Source organism: Pseudomonas sp. NPDC089996 (assembly GCF_044748405.1).
Classification (GTDB): Bacteria; Pseudomonadota; Gammaproteobacteria; order Pseudomonadales; family Pseudomonadaceae; genus Aquipseudomonas.
Genome location: NZ_JBIVGA010000023.1, coordinates 12,204 through 30,904, shown reverse-complemented (window position 1 = coordinate 30,904; position 18,701 = coordinate 12,204). Strand labels below are relative to the sequence as shown.

Genomic DNA, 18,701 nt, shown 5'->3' with positions numbered 1-18,701 from the left:
TTTTGGCAGCTTTTCATAAAAAGAGATTTGCCATGCTGACACTGAATAGAGACATCGATGCGGCCCTGCGACAAAACAAGACCGTCAACGTCCTGGGCAGCGATTATGCGTTGAACGGGGGCTTCAAAGAGTTTGTCGAGTTTTCCAAAAGTTGGGAAACCATGGGCATCGACCGTTATTATGGCCAGGCCGACAAAGGCACCCGTTATCGCCGTTACAGCGACTTCGACTTCAACCCGGTCACGGGCGAACTGTGCCAACTCGATCACCGCGCCTACGAACAATCCGAAGCGCACAATAACTATGTCGGTGGCATGGCACGTCATTTCGATGACATCGGTGCCGATGTGTTCAACTCACCGATACTGCGCGCGTTGATTCGCCTGGATTTCGACGTGTACAAGGCGGTACTGCCTGAGGAACTGCACACGGTCAGCTGGCAGTGCCAGGTGCACCAGATTCGTATCGAGATCAAACCTGGGGCGCAGATCGAAATTACCCCTGAAGGTATTCACTGCGACGGTTATCCATTCAGCGGCGTGCACTTCTGGGGCCGTCACAACGTCGAGGGTGCTACCAGTAACATCTACGACAAGCAGTCGAACGTGATCGACTCGGGCACCTACCTGAACATTCTCGATACCACGTATTTCCTCGATCGCGAGCTGCAACACTATGTCACGCCGGCGATCAACCCGAGCCCTTCGGAAATGGGCTATCGGCAGATCATTGCAATCTCCTTCTCTCGACCGGGCAGCGAGCATGACATTATCGACTAGTTATATCGGCCCGACGCCGAAGTTGTTCCCTGGCGAACACATCAATGGCCTGAGCATCAAGAAAGCCACGCCTTTCCATGCCCGCAAGATCGTCGACTTCTTCCGTCGCTTCGAGGAAACCTCGTTTTGCGACTGGCAGGACGAAGGGCTGCTCAAAGGCTTGCTCGGCTCGGAACATACCTATTGCTACATGGCCGAAAACCACACCGGCACCATCGTCGGCGCGGTCGCAGGAGGCCTGATGGGCACGCGCGGCACCATCAACCACATGGCGGTGGCACCGGACTATCGCCAGAGCAGGATCGGCACCTCGCTGGCCAGTTCGATTCTCAGCGATTTCCGCCAGCACGGTATTCGCCGGGTCTTTCTGTTCGTTGCAGATGACAACCCCAGCGCACTGAGCTTCTGGCAGAAACAAGGCTTCCTGCAGACCCGTGGTGAAATCACCTGCGAGGTCGACCTGTGACCTCGTCGGTGCTGGTGAATACCTCGCGCAAGGAAAGCCTGGTCGACGCCTTGCCGATAATCACCGGCTACTTCGTCGTCAGCTTCGTGTTCGGTGTGATGTGCATCAGTGCCGGCCTGCCCTTGTGGCTGCCGGCCGCCATGTGCCTGTTCGTCTATGCCGGCGCGGCGCAGTTCGCCGCGCTGGCATTGATGACCAGCAGCGCGCCGCTGATCACCATTGCGTTGTCGACCTTGCTGATCAATTCGCGGCACATGCTGATGGCAATGTACATGTCCAAGCGCAGCGCCCAACTGCCGATCAGCAAGCCGCAGAAGCTGCTGTACGCATTCGGCCTGACTGATGAGTCCTTTGCCTTTCACAGCCAACGCCTGGAAAACGGCAGGCCGACCTCGGCTGGCTACCTGCTGCAGTTCAATACCTATTGCCATGCCAGCTGGATTGCCGGTGCGGTGTTCGGCGCGGTGGCGTCGGATGCCTTGAACCGGTTCTCCCAGTTCAAGCTGGACTACGCCCTGACGGCAATGATGATCTTCGTGCTGATATCGCTGTGCAGCACCTTCACCAAAGCCATCATCGCTCTGGTGGTGATCGTTACCACCTGCCTGTTGAACATGTACGCGCCCTCGCCCTTGAACGTATTCATCGCAACCGCCGTAGGCTGTGGAGCAGGGCTATGCCTGAAGAGAACTACCTGATCGCAGCGGTGATGCTGATGGCTGCCATCACCTACCTGACCCGCGCGACACCGTTTCTGCTGAAGATGGAGAAGTCCCCCAGGCTGTTCAATGACGTCATTGAATACCTGCCGGTGGCAATCATCGCCAGCATCACCGTACCCGCCTTGCTGGTGGCCAAGGATGGTTCGCTGATCGGCCTGAATGCCGACCTGCTGGCCGCCATACCGGTGGTCATTGTCGCCTACTGGTCACGGAGCCTGATCTACAGCGTGTGCGCCGGCGTCGCCGGGCACGTGGCGATCACGCTGCTGGCTTGAAAAAGGAAAACGCTATGAGCCTTGCACGCCGGAAAGTCACCCTGACCAACCTGAGTGAATTTTCCCGCCTGATGCCCCAGGTTCCACGTGACCGGGTGATCGACGAAATGGCTGACCTGTCACTGGAGTGTTCACTGGCCTACGCCTTGAGCAAGACGTTCCTGCGCGATGGCTGGATCGCGGAGTATCGTCATCTGCATGCGGCGGCACACTTGAGCCCGGGCAACGACCTGCTGCTTTTTGCCACCTCCGGGAGCCTGAAGCTGGAAATGGCCGATGGTTCGGAACTGCATGTGATGCATGGCGATCAGGTGGTGCTCAGGGCTGCCACCGAGGCGAAGATGACGCCCGTCAGTGACGCGGGTGACGTGAGTTTCCTGGCGCTGGCGGTAGACCTCGACCTGAGCGAGGTACTGCAGGAACTTGGCGTCGACGGCGCCATGCCCGAACAGCAATGAAAAAAGGCCACGGGGGTCACCCGTGGCCTTTCTTGACCCCATTACCTGGTCAAAGCGCCATGTCGTTCTCTGGCTTGCTTTCAACTGGCTTGCTCGGCGCAACGGTGGTACCGACGCTCTCGTCGATCACCGGTGGCTTCTCCAGCTGCAGCACGTCAGCGGTGTAGTTCCACTCTTTCTGGGTGGCCGCTGCCGAGTCGTTCAGCTTGGTGCCGTAGCTCGGTACGATTTCCTTGATCTTGGCCTGCCACTCAGGGGTGGCGACCTTTTCCTTGAACACGGTTTCCAGCACGTTCAGCATGATCGGCGCAGCAGTCGAGGCACCTGGCGAGGCGCCCAGCAGGCCGGCGATGGTGCGGTCCTGGGAAGCCACCACTTCGGTGCCCAGCTTCAGCACGCCGCCCTTCTCTTCGTCACGCTTGATGATCTGCACGCGCTGACCGGCCTGCCACAGCTTCCAGTCTTCCTTCTTGGCGTTCGGGAAGTAGGTGCGCAGGGCTTCGAAGCGGTCGTCATCCGAGAGCATCAGCTGGCCAGCGAGGTACTCGACCAGCGGGTACTGGTCGATACCGACCTTGGTCATCGGCCACACGTTGTGGGTGGTGGTGCTGCTCAGCAGGTCCAGGTACGAACCGTTCTTCAGGAACTTGGTCGAGAAGGTGGCAAATGGGCCAAACAGGATCACGCGCTTGCCGTCCAGCACGCGGGTGTCCAGGTGCGGTACCGACATGGGTGGTGCGCCGGTCGAAGCGATGCCATAGGCCTTGGCCATGTGCTGCATGGCCACGGTCGGGTTCTCGGTCACCAGGAACGAGCCACCCACCGGGAAGCCTGCGTATTCCTTGGCTTCAGGAATGCCCGACTTCTGCAGCAGCTTCAGTGCGCCGCCGCCGGCACCGATGAACAGGAACTTGGCGTCGGTGGCCGATTCGGTACCGTCCTTGAGGTTCTTGTACTCGACGTGCCAGGAGCCGTCCTTGTTGCGGGTGATGTCCTGCACTTCGCTGGACAGCTTCAGGTCGAAGCCTTTCTGGGTCTGCAGGTGGCCGACGAACTGGCGGGTGATTTCGCCGAAATTGACGTCGGTGCCGAGGGGCGTCCAGGTGACCGCGAGCTTCTGGTTCGGGTCACGGCCTTCCATCATCAGCGGGACCCACTTGGCGATCTGCGCGTGGTCCTCGGAGTACTGCATCGGGCGGAACAGCGGGCTGGCCTGCAGCGCGTCGTAACGCTTCTTGAGGAACTTGATGTTGTCATCGCCCCACACGAAGCTCATGTGCGGGGTGGTGTTGATGAACGAGTGCGGGTTCTTCAACACGCCTTGGCGAACCTGCCACGACCAGAACTGGCGGGAGATCTGGAAGGCTTCGTTGATTTCGATGGCCTTGGCGATGTTGACGTTGCCGTCTTTGTCTTCCGGGGTGTAGTTCAGCTCGGCCAGCGCGGAGTGGCCGGTACCGGCGTTGTTCCAGCCGTTGGAGCTTTCTTCGGCGACGCCGTCCAGGCGCTCGACCATTTCCATCGACCAGCTTGGCTCCAGCTCGTGCAGCCACACGGCCAGGGTGGAGCTCATGATGCCGCCGCCAACCAGCAGCACATCGACTTTCTTGGTTTCGGCGGCGTGCGCTTGCATGAAGCTCGCAGCGACAGCCAGACCCAGCAAGGTCTTGCCAGCTTTCTTGAACATTGATCAATTCCAGTCAGTAGAACGGAGGGTGGGCCTGTGGCTGGCCCAGCGTATTCCTTGTTCTTCAGCGCAGGCTTGTTGTGATGATTGTTCAGCAGCCAGAGAACCAGAAAACGCCTCAGGCTTTTGTCGAATTGACCGACAAGGCTGAATCGTTTCGCCGATTGTAACCGAAATGCCAGCACAAACAAATTGCACGGCAATAGGCAAGGCGGCAGGTTGTCTCATGCTGGCCAAGCGCTGATCGAAGCCATTGCAGTATCGTTCAAGCAGCCCTAGTATTGCGAGCATTTCTCATTCGCACCCAATACGCGCTAGCGCCGGATGCCGCCGTGGTTTCGATTCCTGAGCTGAACAGTTCGATCCATTCCCTGTACCAGAGCCATTCACGCTGGCTGTTGGGCTTTCTCTATCGGCGCCTTGGCAACCGGCCGGATGCCGCCGACCTGGTGCAGGACACCTTCGTGCGTATTCTGCATCGCCCGCGCCAGTTGGATGGCCAGTCGGCGGAACGCTCTTACCTGGCGACCATTGCCCGTGGCCTGTGCATCGACCATTGGCGCCGGCAGAAGCTGGAACGCGCCTGGCTCGAACACCTGGCCCTGCAACCCCCTACCCTGCAGCCCTCGCCCGAGCAGCGCGCGCTGATCGTCGAGACCCTGCATGAAGTGGACGCAATGCTGCAACGCTTGCCGGGCAAGGTCCGCCAGGCATTCCTGCTGGCGCAGATCGATGGCCTCGCCTACCGCGATATCGCCGCGCACATCGGCGTCAGCGAACGCATGATCAAGAAGTACCTCGCCCAGGCGTTTCTGCACTGCGCCATCCTTGAAGCCGAACTCGACGGCCTGCTGGTGGAATGACGCCATGACCCACGCGGCACACAAACTCAGCCACGCCAGCCTGCAGCAAGCCGCGCAGTGGTATGTGCAATTGCAGGACGAAAACGTCGGGCCGCAGCTGCAACGGCAATGGCAGGCCTGGCTGGAGCAGCACGGCGACCACCAGGCAGCCTGGCAATACGTGCAACGGGTCGGCCAGCGCTTTGCACCCCTGCAGCATGAAGGCAGTGCGGCAGGAAGGGTGCTGCGCGAGCACGATGCACGCCGCATGACGCGCCGCACAGGGCTCAAATCGTTGCTGGTGCTGGGCGCCAGCTCGCTGCTGGGCTGGAGTGCCTGGCGCGGGGCGCCCCTGCAGGGCTGGAGCGCCGACCTGATCACGGGGATCGGCGAAACACGGGAAACCCGCCTGGCCGACGGCAGCCAGCTGTGGCTTGGCGCGCAGAGCGCGGTGGACCTGGACTTCAGCCTGCTGGCCCGGGTGCTGCACCTGCGTTTTGGCGAGATCCTGGTGGAAACCGCCCACGATGCCCGCCGCCCGTTCTTCGTCGATACCGCCCAGGCCCGCATGCAGGCGCTGGGCACCCGTTTCGCGGTCTGCCAGCAAGATGAGCTGACGCGCCTGGACGTCTACGCCGGCGCCGTCGAGGTCTGTACCGCAGGCAGTGCCGAGCGCCGCATTGTCCAGGCCGGACAGCAGGTGGCGTTCAGCGCCCAGGCCATCGGCGCCACTCGGCCGGCGCAGAGTGCCGGCGAGTCGTGGATTCACCAGCGCCTGAACGCCGAGGACATGCCGCTGGCGCAGCTGCTGCAGACGCTGGGGCGCTATCGCCATGGACATCTGGGGTGGCACCCTGCGGTCGCGCAGCTGTCGGTGATGGGCGCCTTTCCGCTCGACGACAGCGACCATGCCCTGGCGCTGTTGCAGGCGGCATTGCCGGTGCGTGTGCAGCGCCTCACGCCTTGGTGGGTGACGGTCGAACCGGCCTGATCGACCGCGCTGTCGTGCAGGGAGCCTGGACTTTGTGGGAGCGGCCTTGCGTCGCGAAAGGGCCGCAAAGCGGCCCCAGGATTTCGGCTACAACGCAGATATCGTCGGGGCCGCTTCGCGGCCCTTTCGCGACGCAAGGCCGCTCCCACAAGCTCGGTGTCAGCAACGCGTTATGTACAGCCCTGCGAGAACAGGCAAAAAAAATTCGATCTTGGTTCCCTTTTCCTCGTTTCGTTCGGTTAACCCCTCACAAGCCCCTCCAACCCACCGTATCGATTCCAGGGACCAGCATGCCGAAGCCCCTCCACCCCGCATTTCGCCTGGCGCTAGCCGCACCGCTTTCGCTCTGCGCCGTCGCCCCACTGATGCTGCCTGCCACCCTGGCGCATGCCGAACAGGCCGCCAGTGCCGAGATGAATTTCGACATCGCCCCTGGCTCGCTTGCGGGTGCACTCAACCAGTTCAGCAGCCAGGCCGGCATCTACCTGGCCGGCAGCAACGCCCTGGCCGCCGGCAAGACCAGCCAGGGCCTGCAAGGCCGCTACAGCGTCCCCCAGGGCTTGGCCCATCTGCTTCAAGGCAGCGGCCTGCAGGCTGTGCCACAGGGCAGCGCAGGCTATGTGCTGCAACCGGCCACCGACGGCAGCGCCCTGCAACTCGATGCCACCACCGTCAACGCCGCCCTGCTCGCCAGCAACGGCCAGAGCGACAGCGGCTACCGCGCCGTGGCCAGCGCCACCGCCAGTAAAACCAGCAGCGCACTCGCCGACACGCCGCGTTCGGTTTCGGTCGTGACCCGCCAGCGCATGGACGACCAGCAGTCGCAGACCCTCACCGAAGTGCTCGGCTACGTGCCGGGCATCTTCTCGCCACCCTTCGCCGGGGGTGACGGGCAAGCGGGCGACCTGTTCTTCATCCGTGGCTTCAACGCCACCGACTACGGCTATGGCCTGTTGCGCGACGGCTTGCGGGTGCAAGGCAACCGCTATGACACCAGCAGCGAACCTTATGGCCTGGAGCGGGTGGAAGTGTTCCGCGGCCCGACCTCGATCCTGTATGGCGAAAACGCCCCTGGCGGCGTGGTCAACCTGGTCAGCAAACGCCCCACCGCCGAAGCCCGTGGTGAAGTGCAACTGAGCTACGGCTCGCACAACCGCCGCCAACTCGGGGTAGACGTCTCCGGTCCTCTCACCGACGAAGGCAATATCCTCGGCCGCCTGGTAATGATGGGCCGCAAGTCCGACACGCAGATCGACCATCAACCCGACGACCGCCTGTACCTCGCCCCGTCGCTGACCCTGAACTTCGACGAGTTCAACAGCCTGACCATACTGGCGACCTACCAGCGCGACCGCACCCTGATGGAGCTCGGTTACCCCGCCGCTGGCACCCTGCTGCACAACCCCAACGGCAAGATCGACAAGGACCAGCTGTCCGGCAACCCGGACTGGGACAATTTCGAGCGCGAGACCTGGAGCCTGGGCTACGAGTTCAGCCACCGCTTCAACGACACCTGGCAGTTCCGCCAGAACTCGCGCTACATGCAGTCGCGTATCGACCGCCAGGAGATGTGGCCGGGCAACCTCAACAATGGCGGCTTTGGCACCACGTTGAGTAATACGGCGTATGACCGCTACAACAAGTCCATTGCCTACTCGCTGGACAACCAGTTCGAAGGCCACTTCGTCGACGGCGCTTTCGAGCACACGGTATTGGCGGGCGCGAGCCTGGACCGCACCTCGTTCAACCAGGACTGGGACGCTGGCAACGGCGGCACCATCAACGTGTTCAACCCGGTGTGGAACGGCACGCCGAGCACCCCGTCGCATGTGCAGAACGCGCTGCTTGAGCAGACCATGTACGGCCTGTACAGCCAGTTGCAGACCAAGGTCGACCACTGGGTGCTGCTGCTCGGCGGGCGCCTGGACCGGGTCAACAGCCAGTACCGCAACAAGGCCGGCACCCTCAACGCCGAAGCCGACATGGACAGCTGGGACAGCAAATTCACCTGGCAGACCGGTGTGATGTACCAGTTCGACAACGGCCTGTCGCCCTACTTCAGCTACTCCACCGCCTTCGCCCCGACCCAGCAGACCGAAAGCAGGAGCGGCCCGCTGGACCCGACCACCAGCGAGCAGTACGAAGTGGGCATCAAGTACGAACCCAAGGGCTGGAACACCGCCTTTACCGCATCGGTGTACGACCTGCGCAAGAAGGACGACGTGCTGTACGACGCGGCCGTGGGTGACTACCGCCAGATCGGCGCCAGCCGCGCCAAGGGTGTTGAACTGGAGCTCAACAGCGACCTCAACGAGAACCTCAACCTGACTGCCGCCTACACCTATACCGACTCGCGGATCACCAAGGACGTGGCCGGTTCGCTGTACGAAGACCACCAGATGACCGGCGTACCGCGCAACCAGGCATCGGTGTGGAGCACCTATCGCTTTCGTGATGGATTGTTGAAAGGGCTTTCGGTTGGCGGTGGCGTGCGGCATTTCGACAGCACCTTCGCCTATACGCCGGCCAGCCTGTACGGCAAGCTCGATACCGGTGATGTGACGCTGGTCGATGCCAAGGTCGGGTATGAGATCGACGACAACTGGTCGGTCGAAGTCAATGCCCGCAACCTGTTCGACAAGGAATATGTCGCGGGCTGCAACAACGCCGGGCGTTGCTACTGGGGCGAAGAGCGCACATTGCTGGGCACCGTTTCGCTGCGCTGGTAGCGTTATCCTGCACCGGCCTCTTCGCGGGCACGCCCGCTCCCACAGGTACAGCGCCGGCCTATGGCCTGTTGCGATCCCTGTGGGAGCGGGCGTGCCCGCGAAGAGGCCGGTGCAGACCAGTACAAAACCCATTCACGAAACCGATCACCCGATCGGAATTTTTCGCCTTACAGCCCAACTCTGCCCCTTTATCCTGCGGCCCAGACCCCGCTCAAACACCACAATAAAGGGCCGCCCGTATGTCATTCAAACGCACCATACACGCCGTCGACACCCACGCCGGCACGCCCATGCGCGTGATCACCGGCGGTATCCCGCACATCCCCGGCGACAGCGTGCACGCCAAGATGAAATGGCTCGAAGCCAACGATGACCAGCTGCGCAAGCTGATGCTGCGCGAACCCCGCGGCTACCCGGCGCATTGCTGCAACCTCATCGTCCCGCCCAGCCACCCCGAAGCCGACGCCGGCTACATCATCATGGAGCAGATCGAGTACCCGGTAATGTCCGGCGGCAACACCATCTCGGTGGTCACCGTGCTGCTGGAAATGGGCATGCTGCCGATGCGCGAGCCACTCACCGAACTGGTACTGGAAGCGCCGGCCGGGCTGATCCGTATCAAGGCGCAATGCGAAGCCGGCAAGGTCAAGGCGGTCACCTTCCAGAACGTGCCGGCGTTCGCTGCGCATATCGATGCCGAAATCGATGTGCCGCACCTGGGCAAGGTGCGCGTGGACGTGGGCTGGGGCGGGATGTTCTACGTGATCGCCGATGTGCGTCAGTTCAAGGGCCTTGAGCTGATCCCCGAACACGGCGGCGAGATCGCCCGGGTATCGTCGATGATCCGCCAGGCCGCCATCGAGCAACTGCCGGTCGCCCACCCGGACTACCCCGGCATCGGCATCACCATTTCCCAGCTGTCCGGCCCCAGCGAAGACCCCAACGCCGACTGGAAGAATGCCGTGACCATGGCCAGTGGCGCGTTCTCCTGGGACGACCCGGCCACCTGGACCGGCGCGCTGGACCGTTGTCCGTGCGGCACTGGCACCTCGGCGAAGATGGCCACGCTGCACGCCAAGGGCGAACTGCCACTGCACCGCGACTTCCGCCACCAGGGGCTGCTGGGCAATGTCTACACCGGCCGCCTGATCGACGAAACCACCATTGCCGGCAAACAGGCCGTGGTGCCGACCATCACTGGCAAGAGCTGGATCTACGGCCTGAACACCTTCGTCCTCGACCACGACGACCCGTTCCCGGAAGGCTTCACCATCGGCGACATCTGGGCCTGAGTGCAGCTAGTATCGGCGAGTCGGGCCAGCCGGCTCGCCTTTTGACGACGGTCGCATTCATGAACATCGAGCACCTGCGGGCCTTCATCGAAGTGGCCGCCAGCGGCAGCTTCCACAAGGCCGCCGAACGCCTGCACATCACCCAGTCATCAGTCAGCGCACGGATCAAGGCCCTCGAAGACCGCCTCAACCGCCCGCTGTTCAGCCGCAGCCGCCATGGCGTCACGCTGACCTCCGGCGGCAATCTGTTCTACCGCCATGCCGTATCGGTGATCAGTGCCTGGGAGCGCGCCCAGCAGGACGTGGCCTTGCCCAACGACATGCGCAGCACGGTCAGCCTGGGACTGCCGATGAACCACTGGGGCAACATCACCGCCGACTGGGTGGCCTGGATGGAGCGGCACCAGCCGCGCGTGGCGACGCAGGTGCAGTCGGACTACTCGATCCTGCTGATGAACGAACTGCGCGAAGGGTTGCTGGACCTGGCGATTCTTTATGAGCCGCATCACTGGCCCGACGTGATCCTCGAGCCCTTCCTGGAGGAGCCGCTGCAACTGGTGTCGACCCAGGCCGACACCCTGTTCAAGGGCCACGGCGAGGGTTACGTGTACATCAGTTGGGGCCGCTCGTTCAGCGAGCAGCATCATGACGCCTTTCCGGGTACCCGGCGCCATCGGCTGTCCATCACCCAGGAAACCATCGCCCTGGAGTACATTCTCAAGCACGGCGGTTCGGCATATTTCTCGCAGTTCATGGTCAGGGAGCATCTGGCCGACGGGCGCCTGTTTACGGTGGCCGGTGCGCCAGAACTCAGCGTGCGCACCTACCTTGCGTTTTCCACCCTGCGCGAGCGCTCGCCGGAAACGCTGAAGGCGGTCGAGGGGTTGAAGTCGATCCCGTTCTACCAACAAGGCAAGACGTTCAGTTGAAATAAAGCGCATCGCCCCGTGGCGAGGCTCGCAAAGGCGGGCCACACGGAAATACGTTTTGAATGAGAGCGGGATACACGTCCTCTTACATGTTCACTTCAGATTTTTCCCATGCCTTGTAGGGCGCTTCTGAATCATACTCCTAACCCTGCCAAAACCTGGCTCACCTGCCGGCCGAGCCTCGGACACTGCACTGAGGCTCAAGTGATGTGCTGCAGGCTCCGGCCCCACCCCGTAGGCAAAACCTGCTTCTACCAAGGCGAAAACAACACCCCGCCCCTGTTCTGCATCGAGCCCGGCATCCCCAGCCAAGCTGCCCGCGAACAGGCCTCTGAACTCATGAGCTACTCCCGGATGCAGGTGTGAACCGCGAGTCTGACTTCGCAATCAAGAACGTTCAGATATACAGGCAGCTCACCTACTCGATAGCATCGAACGCCTCGTGATACTGCACAGAACCTGTTGGCAATTCACAGGCAAATGCCTGCACCTGGAAGTATTCCTGAGGTACGCCAGGCAGCTCCAACTCCGGATGGGCTTGGAAACCGAAGCGGCCATAATAACCAGGCTCCCCCAGCACCACGCAGCCAGCGCCGCCGAGGCGTTGCAACTCATCCAGAGCAGCTTTCATCAGGCCGGAGCCAATACCTTGGCCCTGCCGCTCAGGCCATACAGAGATCGGCCCTAGCCCGAACCAGCCCGTTGCGCCAGATGAAATCCGAACCGGGGAAATAGCGACATGGCCGATGATTTCGCCATGCTCTACCGCCACCAGCGAGACGGTGAGCTGCCCGCAGCGGCGCAGTGCACTGACGATGAATTGCTCGGTATGGCTCGAATGCTCTTCGTGTTCGAAAGCTGCCGTGGTCAGCTGCGTGATGGTGTCGATGTCTTCAACGGTTTCGCTGCGTATAGTGATGCTCATGGTGGTGTTCTCTTCTGGATGGGGAAATGCGCACGGCCCCTTCGAGTACAACACAGAAACGAAAAAGCCCCGCTGACCTAAATCAGCGGGGCTTCTCGATGTATGGCGGAGAGATAGGGACTTTCCGATATCGACCATCTACCCCTTTAAACTCAATGGATGCGGGCACTTCTAGCCAGTTTTGCTACAAATTTTTGCTACAAATTTTGCCAAAAACCAGCTACCTTGCCAGCAACAAAACCCCACCGGGCAAGGTCGAGAATGGCAAGCGAAAACCTCGTATTACGGTCAGGCACATGGCACGTCAGGCTAAGCGTCCCGAAGGACGTTCGGCACGTCTTGAACCGAAGCGAGTTCACCGAATCGCTCAAAACAGGCAGCAAGCCAGAAGCCCAGATGAAAAAATTGGCGTTTCTCCACATGTGGAAGCAAGCCATCGCTACCGCTCGGCAACGCATTGCAGCGCCTATCCCTGCTCAGTTGCCAGAAACGTCCTACAACATCGCCAATATGATTGCCACAAGCCAAGAAAACGCCTTGATAAGCCTTGTCATGCCTAAGAAGGGCAACGAGGTTGACCCAAGATTCACTCAGGCCGCGTTGGACGAACTCGGTAGTTTTATCATCGACGTAATGCTCCAATGCTATGGATGGCAAAGCCCAGAAGATGCCAACATTGATCTATACAAACAAAAACCCTTCCTTGAATATCAGGCGTTTATAGACAAATGGTATGCAGTGGGGGAAAACATCCCGCTCGAACGTAAGGTTGAGCGAGTCAATGATTATACCCAGCTACATAAAACCGTCGAGCATTACAGTATCACCGCAGGACATGCTATTAGCATCACCAATATCGATGAAATCCGCTCCATTCTCGACGATCCAAGCAACTACAAAATCAAATCCCCTATCACAACTCACAGAATAGCCTCATTTGAGACCTATCAGACCAATACCAAGGGTATCATTCAAAAGACAGTAGATACCCAAGTTAATCGCTTAAAAATGATAGGTTCTTGGCTTGAGGCCGAGCAACGCGACCTCAACCACGAGAGCATCGCCACCTATCTTGATACGCTCAGCCTCTCCGTCAAGACTAAAAAGCAATACCTATTCGCAGGGTCCAGCTTTAGGAAATGGGCACTCAAACACGATGAAAATTTCAAGAAGCTCTATCGAGATCAACAATCGCCATTCGAAAAGCACGACTTCCCGGTCAACCGCAGCAAACGTGGCGATGGTTCAATAGATAGAAAGGCATTCAGCCTAGAAGACATTAAAAAGCTCTACGAAGGTGCAAAAGCCACTAAAAACCGTGAAACACTCACCGATCTTATCTTGCTCGGTGCATATACCGGAGCACGTATCGAAGAGCTTTGCCAGCTTGAAACGAAGGATATAGTCACGGAAGAGTCAGTGAAGTGCCTTCATATCTACGGTAAAACAGCCGCTAGCGAACGACTCGTACCTATCCATCCCCAAATTCAAAAAATCATCAAACGTCTCTCCGATGAGTCAACAGATGGTTTCTTGATTCCATCCACGGGAAAAAACAAGTATGGGAATCGCTCAGACGCCCTCAGTAAACAATTCGGTCGTTTAAAAACCGCTCTCGGTTACTCAGAGCAGTTCGTTTTCCACAGTCTACGTAAAACAGTCATTACCCAGCTACAACGTCAAGACGTGCCCGGTGTGATGATTGCGGCTATCGTTGGTCATGAGACAGGAACCGTCACCTTCGATGTATATTCCGAAGGCCCAAGCCCTAAACAAAAGCACGTTGCGATTTCCAAACTAAATTATCCAGTGAAGATTTAAGCCCAAAGGGGTTACTCATTAAATCTCAGGGGCGTTACACATAAAAACGCCCTTTTAAAATCAGAAGTGCTTTAAATCCCTTCCCTTCGCGTGCATTGCTACGCTCGCACGCACACCCGCACACGATTATTGCTAACAACATATATAGATATCTAACTATTTGAAATCACTTATATAGATATCAAATCAGTATGTTGGCCAATACGCACACACGAGCACACGCCTACGCATGACGCACGCATCACACGCACGACCTCAAAAACAGGATTACCATACTTGATAAACGTATTTTATATGATTAAATAACAGTCTATAGTCCAAATTTTTAAAGAAGCCCTAAAAACATACCTGCTATGTTAATCATCCCACTTTTGCTACGCAAAAGATGTGACGATTAACGCAGGTGCCTTGTCGGCAGGACAGAAGCAAAAGCAAAAAGCAAAAAACCAACCCACCACTGAGGATAAAATGAATGATACCAACTTGCAGACCATCACATTAACCAAAAGAGATCGAAATTACTCCAACCTGAAAGGGTTAGAAAGCTCCTTAAGACACTCGCTTCGACTCGACCAAAACGAGTATGACGACTTCGAATTCAACCCCAATCCTGACCACCCCAATATCGCCATTGTAGGTGGCATTGAGCAGGTATTAACAAGGGAATTGGCAGAACAATTATTGGCCGATTTTAATGACCAGTTACAAACCAAACTCAAAGCAACAGAAGCGTCTGATGAGATAGCCACAGAAAAAGAAAAACTGAGAAAATTCAAATCCAAGCTGATTAAATTCATCAACGCAACCGAACCAACCGAGATAAAAGAATATGTCACCTCTGTAATGGAGGGAGAAAGGCCGCTGGTAGTCGGAGACTACGCCGCCCTACTCAATCAGCACAAAATTAGCCGTATAGCTCAGCGTATCGACCTCTTAGAGAACTACACCACCAAGAAGCAAGAGATCGAACAAAACGCCCCAGATCGAGCCGTATCAAGGACGGTCAACAGGGTTAAAGAGATCATCCTTGTAACCCCTGAACCTAATAAGCTGGCCATAACCAAGGCTTACACTGACTTACTGCAGAAAGCACTGCACCAGTTCTACCAGAAGAATTTTCCCAACAATGACCTTCTATTTTCATTCAGTCACTTGGATGAAACGACAAACCACGTCCACGCCTTTCTCGACCTTCAAAATACTAAAACTGGGAAATATGATTTTTCAGTTCAAGAGTTTGAGTTCGCATCGCAATATTACGCGAAAAATAAGGCTCGCCTTGACAAGATATCCGCACCACCGACATTAGAAGATTTCAAGCTCCCAAATCGCACCGAAGAAAAGCAAAACCATAGATTTATCCGCGAACGCGAATCATGGAAGTCAAAAGTCATGCAAGCGGCCTTCTATGAGCACTTTAATGGTTTAGCCGCTGCATATGGTTTGCAAGCCAAATTCCTACCTAAATCCAAGGAAACTAAAGAACATCTGAACAAAATTGAACAGGAAGCAAAAAAACCGAAAAGTGAGCGAAGCCACAATTATTACATCAGACAAATAGAAAAACTGGAGCAAGAACTAACAACAAAGGAGGTAGAACTTATCGAGCAAAAGGCCACTGCCGTCACCCTTAACACGACGATAAAAGACCTTCAAGGCACAATAAACACCTACAAAACAACCATCCAGACGTTGGAAACACAGGCTAATGAGCAGAGAAAAGAAAACAATGAGCTTAATCATCACAGACAAAAATTAAATGACGAAATAAGCGAGAAAACCAACAAAACGAAGGAATTATCTACAAATTTCAAAACCATGAAGGAGAAAATGACAAAGGAATTAAACGATTTACGCAGAAAAATCAAAGAAGACACCGAACGAAAATCAGTGTTAGAGAATGCTATCAAGGTTTACGAGGAAGAACTTGAACCATTGATGAAACGCTTTGATATTCTGGTAGATCGACTACTTGAGGCCCGTAGGCTCGACGAAAACCCAGAGCAATACTACAAAAGATTACGAGAAAACACCTATGAAATGGCCAGTCGCTTAGGCACAGAGAAACGTAAGGACTATCTATTCCACGTAGCAGAACAGCTAAAAGAACAAGGTCTAGACCATACCCAAGCAGCATTAGGTTTTTCTGATAAAGTAAAGCTTTGGGCAACCGACACGTTCACAAGTAAACAAGTCGTTGAATTCGACAAGGAAGAAGCCGAGCAGGCGAAGCAGGCAAGAAAGAGAAGACTGCTCAAGCCTAAGCCACCAAGCCCGTTCCAAGACCCTTATGACCCGTATCAATAGTCAAACCCATCAGATAATAAAAACCCGCTGGAAAGCGGGATTTTTATTATCCAAATTTGACAAACCTCTAAAGTATGGCAACTTGAAAGGAGCAGAAAAAGAAAACCACCTTGGGGAAGGTGGCAACAGATACATCTAACAATATTTTATAAAACTTACACCTCCATTTAATCACCAAATAAAACATTGTCAAGTCATCTCCCAAGGTTTTCTTTTTCTAAACTCAATATTAGAAGAGGATAACGATGGGATGCATAAAATTATTTGAGGACTACTTACCAAATAGACCTTATCACACTGACGATTTAATCAGCGGCTTAAAAATCAATAAAAAAGACAAAGCAAAACTTGCTCGACTGGTCCAACCGAACGGGCCAACTCATAGATACTGGATAGTTTTCGACCTCGATAAATCTAACGCCGGAATGCACTGGGATGACGTTGGAGCACCAGCACCCAACCTAATCGCTCGAAATCCGGCTAATGGACACGCCCATTTGCTCTACCTGCTACAAACCCCTATACGAACCGCAATCGACGGTAAAACAGCCCCTTTACGCTACGCTGCGGCCATCGAGGCAGCATTGTGTCACCTACTGGGAGCCGATAGAGGCTATTCCGGTTTGATCTGCAAGAACCCGATCAATTCACATTGGATCGTCCAAGAATGGGAATCCACCCCCTACACACTGGACGACCTCGCAGACTACCTTGATCTCACCCCTGCAAAGGCCAAAGAGAAGCCAGTAGAGGACTATGGATTAGGTCGCAACTGTATGCTTTTCGATGAACTTAGGGCATGGGCATACAAAGCAATCCGTCAGGGCTGGCCTGATTACAACCAATGGCTAAACGCTTGTCTCGACCGTGCCACTGGCTACAACGTCAATTTCTCCACCCCCTTGGACATATCCGAAGTTAGACACACGGCTAAGAGCGTAGCGAAGTGGACGCATAGAAACTTTAACCGTGGCACCTTTGACGATTATGTTTCAAGAACCCACACAAGCGAGATACAGGCTTTTAGAGGGGCACTCAATGGAAAATCCAAACGACTGAAGGGAATTGATATGCTTACATCAGGGGCATCCGTACAAGAAGTAATGCGAGAGCTAAAAGTAAGCCGTAGAACTGTATTCTACTGGAAAGGAAAACCATAGTATTATAATTAGTGCAAAAGCCTATATCAGATAATAGCACCCGGTGAGGGTGTTTCTTCTTTCCTTCCCCTCCTCCTTTCCTCCCATTCCTACCCATATACACCCACGTACATACCCACCGACACCTCGATAGCCGTATAACTCACGGAAACGGGGCAAACGGGGCCGTTCTCACTCAAGCGATACAAATTCCCACCCAAAATAAAAGACACGCCCTGATGCCTTAATTTTGCACTACCCCACCGCATAGCTTACATAGGTTTGGAGATATATCCCCGAAGCTATATGTATGTATACATACATATCAAATCCCATAGGACAACCCACCACAGCAACCGAAACCAATTTCCACCAAGTTTCTATTTTTGTCCAAAACTCAAAATAGACATTTTTCGATCAAAACCGATCCATCCGAACGACAGGCATTAAAATGCTATTTTCAAAAAAAATCTTGAAAATTTTTTATGACTTTATATCAAATAATTGACAATTCGATTTCCTTGACCATCAATTTATGGCTTAACTACGGGAAAAATCGTTGTCAATAGCAAAACAAAAATATTTTCATCATCCAACCTTACTCGAATTTAGGGTCCTACCCTATCGCATTTTACTTAGTTGATATCTGCAATTAACTTCACCTAAAAAATCACCTCATCATTTCAAAAATCTCTCCCAGTTTAATTTCAAGATTGAACGTGAGGGGTAGGCCACCCCAAAAATTGAAATTTAAAAACTCTGCCTCCGATTGACAGTTCGCCAAACACCAGCGTAATAGTTCGAAGATATATCCCTGAAGTATTGACTTATTAGAAACCTATGTTATTTGTATTTAAAACAGCATAGGAGAAGATATGAGAAGAGCAGAAATAGCAGGAAAGATAGGCGGCATGGTTGGAGGCTTCAAGCGACGAGAGCGTCAAAGGTTCTTAGTCAGCTTTATAAAAGTGATAGAGATGGAGGAATATCCCGACTTAAGACTAACATCAAGTCTCGCCAAGAAGCTCATAGCGGAGTTATCTGGCTGCAAATCAATTTCAAATGATGTTTTAATTAAAGAGTTCGGAAGAGCCGGAAACAAGATAAAACAGCAAAACCTTGACGTAACCGCACTAACAGTAGCCGAGCGATACAGAGGGACCTATGAAGAACATTGGAGAGCAGCCAAAACCAAAATTGATGCGGAAGCAGAAGAATACAAAAAACGTATTACCGAAGAAATGCGACCAGAAAAATAAACCTGCCGTATAACGCCACATAATACATACATATATCCTCAAAGCTAAAACCATGCTCTGCGGATATACCGCTCTCCCAC

General features: G+C 55.4%; 16 protein-coding genes. 14 read left to right on the top strand and 2 right to left on the bottom strand.

The annotated features are described in order from the left end of the window. Positions 1-32: 32 nt before the first annotated feature. From ACIPW4_RS25800 to ACIPW4_RS25780, 5 genes are read left to right on the top strand one after another with little or no spacing between them, the layout of a single operon-like run. Complete coding sequence (locus ACIPW4_RS25800) at positions 33-779, top strand: 2OG-Fe dioxygenase family protein (RefSeq protein ID WP_400663120.1); 747 nt, start codon at positions 33-35, stop codon at positions 777-779. Further along, entirely contained in the window at positions 763-1,245 is a 483-nt protein-coding gene (locus ACIPW4_RS25795) for a GNAT family N-acetyltransferase (RefSeq protein ID WP_400663118.1), read from the top strand. Before ACIPW4_RS25800 ends, ACIPW4_RS25795 begins: the two co-directional genes overlap by 17 nt. Then, positions 1,242-1,943 (top strand): AzlC family ABC transporter permease, encoded by a 702-nt coding sequence (locus ACIPW4_RS25790; RefSeq protein ID WP_400663115.1) that lies wholly within the window; start codon positions 1,242-1,244, stop codon positions 1,941-1,943. The genes ACIPW4_RS25795 and ACIPW4_RS25790 overlap by 4 nt, the downstream gene beginning before the upstream one ends. Then, positions 1,922-2,242: an AzlD domain-containing protein gene (locus ACIPW4_RS25785; protein WP_400663113.1), complete on the top strand. Its 321-nt coding sequence runs from the start codon at positions 1,922-1,924 to the stop codon at positions 2,240-2,242. Before ACIPW4_RS25790 ends, ACIPW4_RS25785 begins: the two co-directional genes overlap by 22 nt. A 14-nt stretch (positions 2,243-2,256) precedes the next feature. Then, a complete protein-coding gene (locus ACIPW4_RS25780) occupies positions 2,257-2,700 on the top strand; it encodes a hypothetical protein (RefSeq protein WP_400663111.1) in 444 nt (147 codons plus the stop codon). A 49-nt stretch (positions 2,701-2,749) separates the two neighbouring features. Here the strand turns inward: ACIPW4_RS25780 and mqo are convergent, their stop codons facing one another. After that, the gene (mqo, locus tag ACIPW4_RS25775; RefSeq protein WP_400663108.1) at positions 2,750-4,387 is read right to left on the bottom strand and encodes a malate dehydrogenase (quinone); all 1,638 of its coding nucleotides are present in this window, start codon (positions 4,385-4,387) and stop codon (positions 2,750-2,752) included. Between the two features lie 332 nt (positions 4,388-4,719). Here mqo and ACIPW4_RS25770 point away from each other — a divergent pair, with 332 nt between their 5' ends. The 5 genes from ACIPW4_RS25770 (at position 4,720) to ACIPW4_RS25750 (ending at position 11,170) form a co-directional block, all read left to right on the top strand. Continuing rightward, complete coding sequence (locus ACIPW4_RS25770; RefSeq protein ID WP_400663105.1) at positions 4,720-5,250, top strand: sigma-70 family RNA polymerase sigma factor; 531 nt, start codon at positions 4,720-4,722, stop codon at positions 5,248-5,250. A gap of 4 nt (positions 5,251-5,254) precedes the next feature. Next, positions 5,255-6,220, top strand: coding sequence for a FecR domain-containing protein (locus tag ACIPW4_RS25765; protein ID WP_400663102.1), 966 nt, complete (start codon positions 5,255-5,257; stop codon positions 6,218-6,220). 290 nt (positions 6,221-6,510) lie between these two features. Further along, complete coding sequence (locus ACIPW4_RS25760; RefSeq protein ID WP_400663099.1) at positions 6,511-8,949, top strand: TonB-dependent siderophore receptor; 2,439 nt, start codon at positions 6,511-6,513, stop codon at positions 8,947-8,949. A 239-nt stretch (positions 8,950-9,188) separates the two neighbouring features. After that, positions 9,189-10,241: a proline racemase family protein gene (locus tag ACIPW4_RS25755; protein ID WP_400663097.1), complete on the top strand. Its 1,053-nt coding sequence runs from the start codon at positions 9,189-9,191 to the stop codon at positions 10,239-10,241. A gap of 59 nt (positions 10,242-10,300) precedes the next feature. Then, positions 10,301-11,170, top strand: coding sequence for a LysR family transcriptional regulator (locus ACIPW4_RS25750; protein ID WP_400663095.1), 870 nt, complete (start codon positions 10,301-10,303; stop codon positions 11,168-11,170). A gap of 418 nt (positions 11,171-11,588) precedes the next feature. Here the strand turns inward: ACIPW4_RS25750 and ACIPW4_RS25745 are convergent, their stop codons facing one another. Continuing rightward, positions 11,589-12,095, bottom strand: coding sequence for a GNAT family N-acetyltransferase (locus ACIPW4_RS25745; protein ID WP_400663092.1), 507 nt, complete (start codon positions 12,093-12,095; stop codon positions 11,589-11,591). A 159-nt stretch (positions 12,096-12,254) separates the two neighbouring features. Here ACIPW4_RS25745 and ACIPW4_RS25740 point away from each other — a divergent pair, with 159 nt between their 5' ends. The 4 genes from ACIPW4_RS25740 to ACIPW4_RS25725 all read left to right on the top strand — a co-directional run bounded on the left by ACIPW4_RS25740 (position 12,255) and on the right by ACIPW4_RS25725 (position 18,621). Beyond that, positions 12,255-13,916 carry a tyrosine-type recombinase/integrase gene (locus tag ACIPW4_RS25740; protein ID WP_400663089.1) on the top strand — a complete coding sequence of 554 codons (1,662 nt, stop codon included), beginning with the start codon at positions 12,255-12,257 and terminating at the stop codon, positions 13,914-13,916. 387 nt (positions 13,917-14,303) lie between these two features. Next, complete coding sequence (locus ACIPW4_RS25735) at positions 14,304-16,223, top strand: hypothetical protein (protein WP_400663086.1); 1,920 nt, start codon at positions 14,304-14,306, stop codon at positions 16,221-16,223. 245 nt (positions 16,224-16,468) lie between these two features. After that, the gene (locus tag ACIPW4_RS25730) at positions 16,469-17,383 is read left to right on the top strand and encodes a replication initiation protein (RefSeq protein WP_400663083.1); all 915 of its coding nucleotides are present in this window, start codon (positions 16,469-16,471) and stop codon (positions 17,381-17,383) included. Between the two features lie 854 nt (positions 17,384-18,237). Beyond that, on the top strand, positions 18,238-18,621 hold the full coding sequence (locus ACIPW4_RS25725; RefSeq protein ID WP_400663080.1) for a hypothetical protein: 384 nt from the start codon (positions 18,238-18,240) through the stop codon (positions 18,619-18,621). Positions 18,622-18,701 lie beyond the last annotated feature (80 nt).

Excerpts from the sequence above, each read along its gene's own strand:
- ACIPW4_RS25800 (WP_400663120.1), top strand. The coding sequence starts at position 33 with ATGCTGACACTGAATAGAGACATCGATGCGGCCCTGCGACAAAACAAG.
- ACIPW4_RS25795 (WP_400663118.1), top strand. The coding sequence starts at position 763 with ATGACATTATCGACTAGTTATATCGGCCCGACGCCGAAGTTGTTCCCT.
- ACIPW4_RS25785 (WP_400663113.1), top strand. The coding sequence starts at position 1,922 with ATGCCTGAAGAGAACTACCTGATCGCAGCGGTGATGCTGATGGCTGCC.
- ACIPW4_RS25780 (WP_400663111.1), top strand. The coding sequence starts at position 2,257 with ATGAGCCTTGCACGCCGGAAAGTCACCCTGACCAACCTGAGTGAATTT.
- mqo (WP_400663108.1), bottom strand. The coding sequence starts at position 4,387 with ATGTTCAAGAAAGCTGGCAAGACCTTGCTGGGTCTGGCTGTCGCTGCG.
- ACIPW4_RS25765 (WP_400663102.1), top strand. The coding sequence starts at position 5,255 with ATGACCCACGCGGCACACAAACTCAGCCACGCCAGCCTGCAGCAAGCC.
- ACIPW4_RS25760 (WP_400663099.1), top strand. The coding sequence starts at position 6,511 with ATGCCGAAGCCCCTCCACCCCGCATTTCGCCTGGCGCTAGCCGCACCG.
- ACIPW4_RS25755 (WP_400663097.1), top strand. The coding sequence starts at position 9,189 with ATGTCATTCAAACGCACCATACACGCCGTCGACACCCACGCCGGCACG.
- ACIPW4_RS25750 (WP_400663095.1), top strand. The coding sequence starts at position 10,301 with ATGAACATCGAGCACCTGCGGGCCTTCATCGAAGTGGCCGCCAGCGGC.
- ACIPW4_RS25745 (WP_400663092.1), bottom strand. The coding sequence starts at position 12,095 with ATGAGCATCACTATACGCAGCGAAACCGTTGAAGACATCGACACCATC.
- ACIPW4_RS25740 (WP_400663089.1), top strand. The coding sequence starts at position 12,255 with ATGCGGGCACTTCTAGCCAGTTTTGCTACAAATTTTTGCTACAAATTT.
- ACIPW4_RS25730 (WP_400663083.1), top strand. The coding sequence starts at position 16,469 with ATGGGATGCATAAAATTATTTGAGGACTACTTACCAAATAGACCTTAT.
- ACIPW4_RS25725 (WP_400663080.1), top strand. The coding sequence starts at position 18,238 with ATGAGAAGAGCAGAAATAGCAGGAAAGATAGGCGGCATGGTTGGAGGC.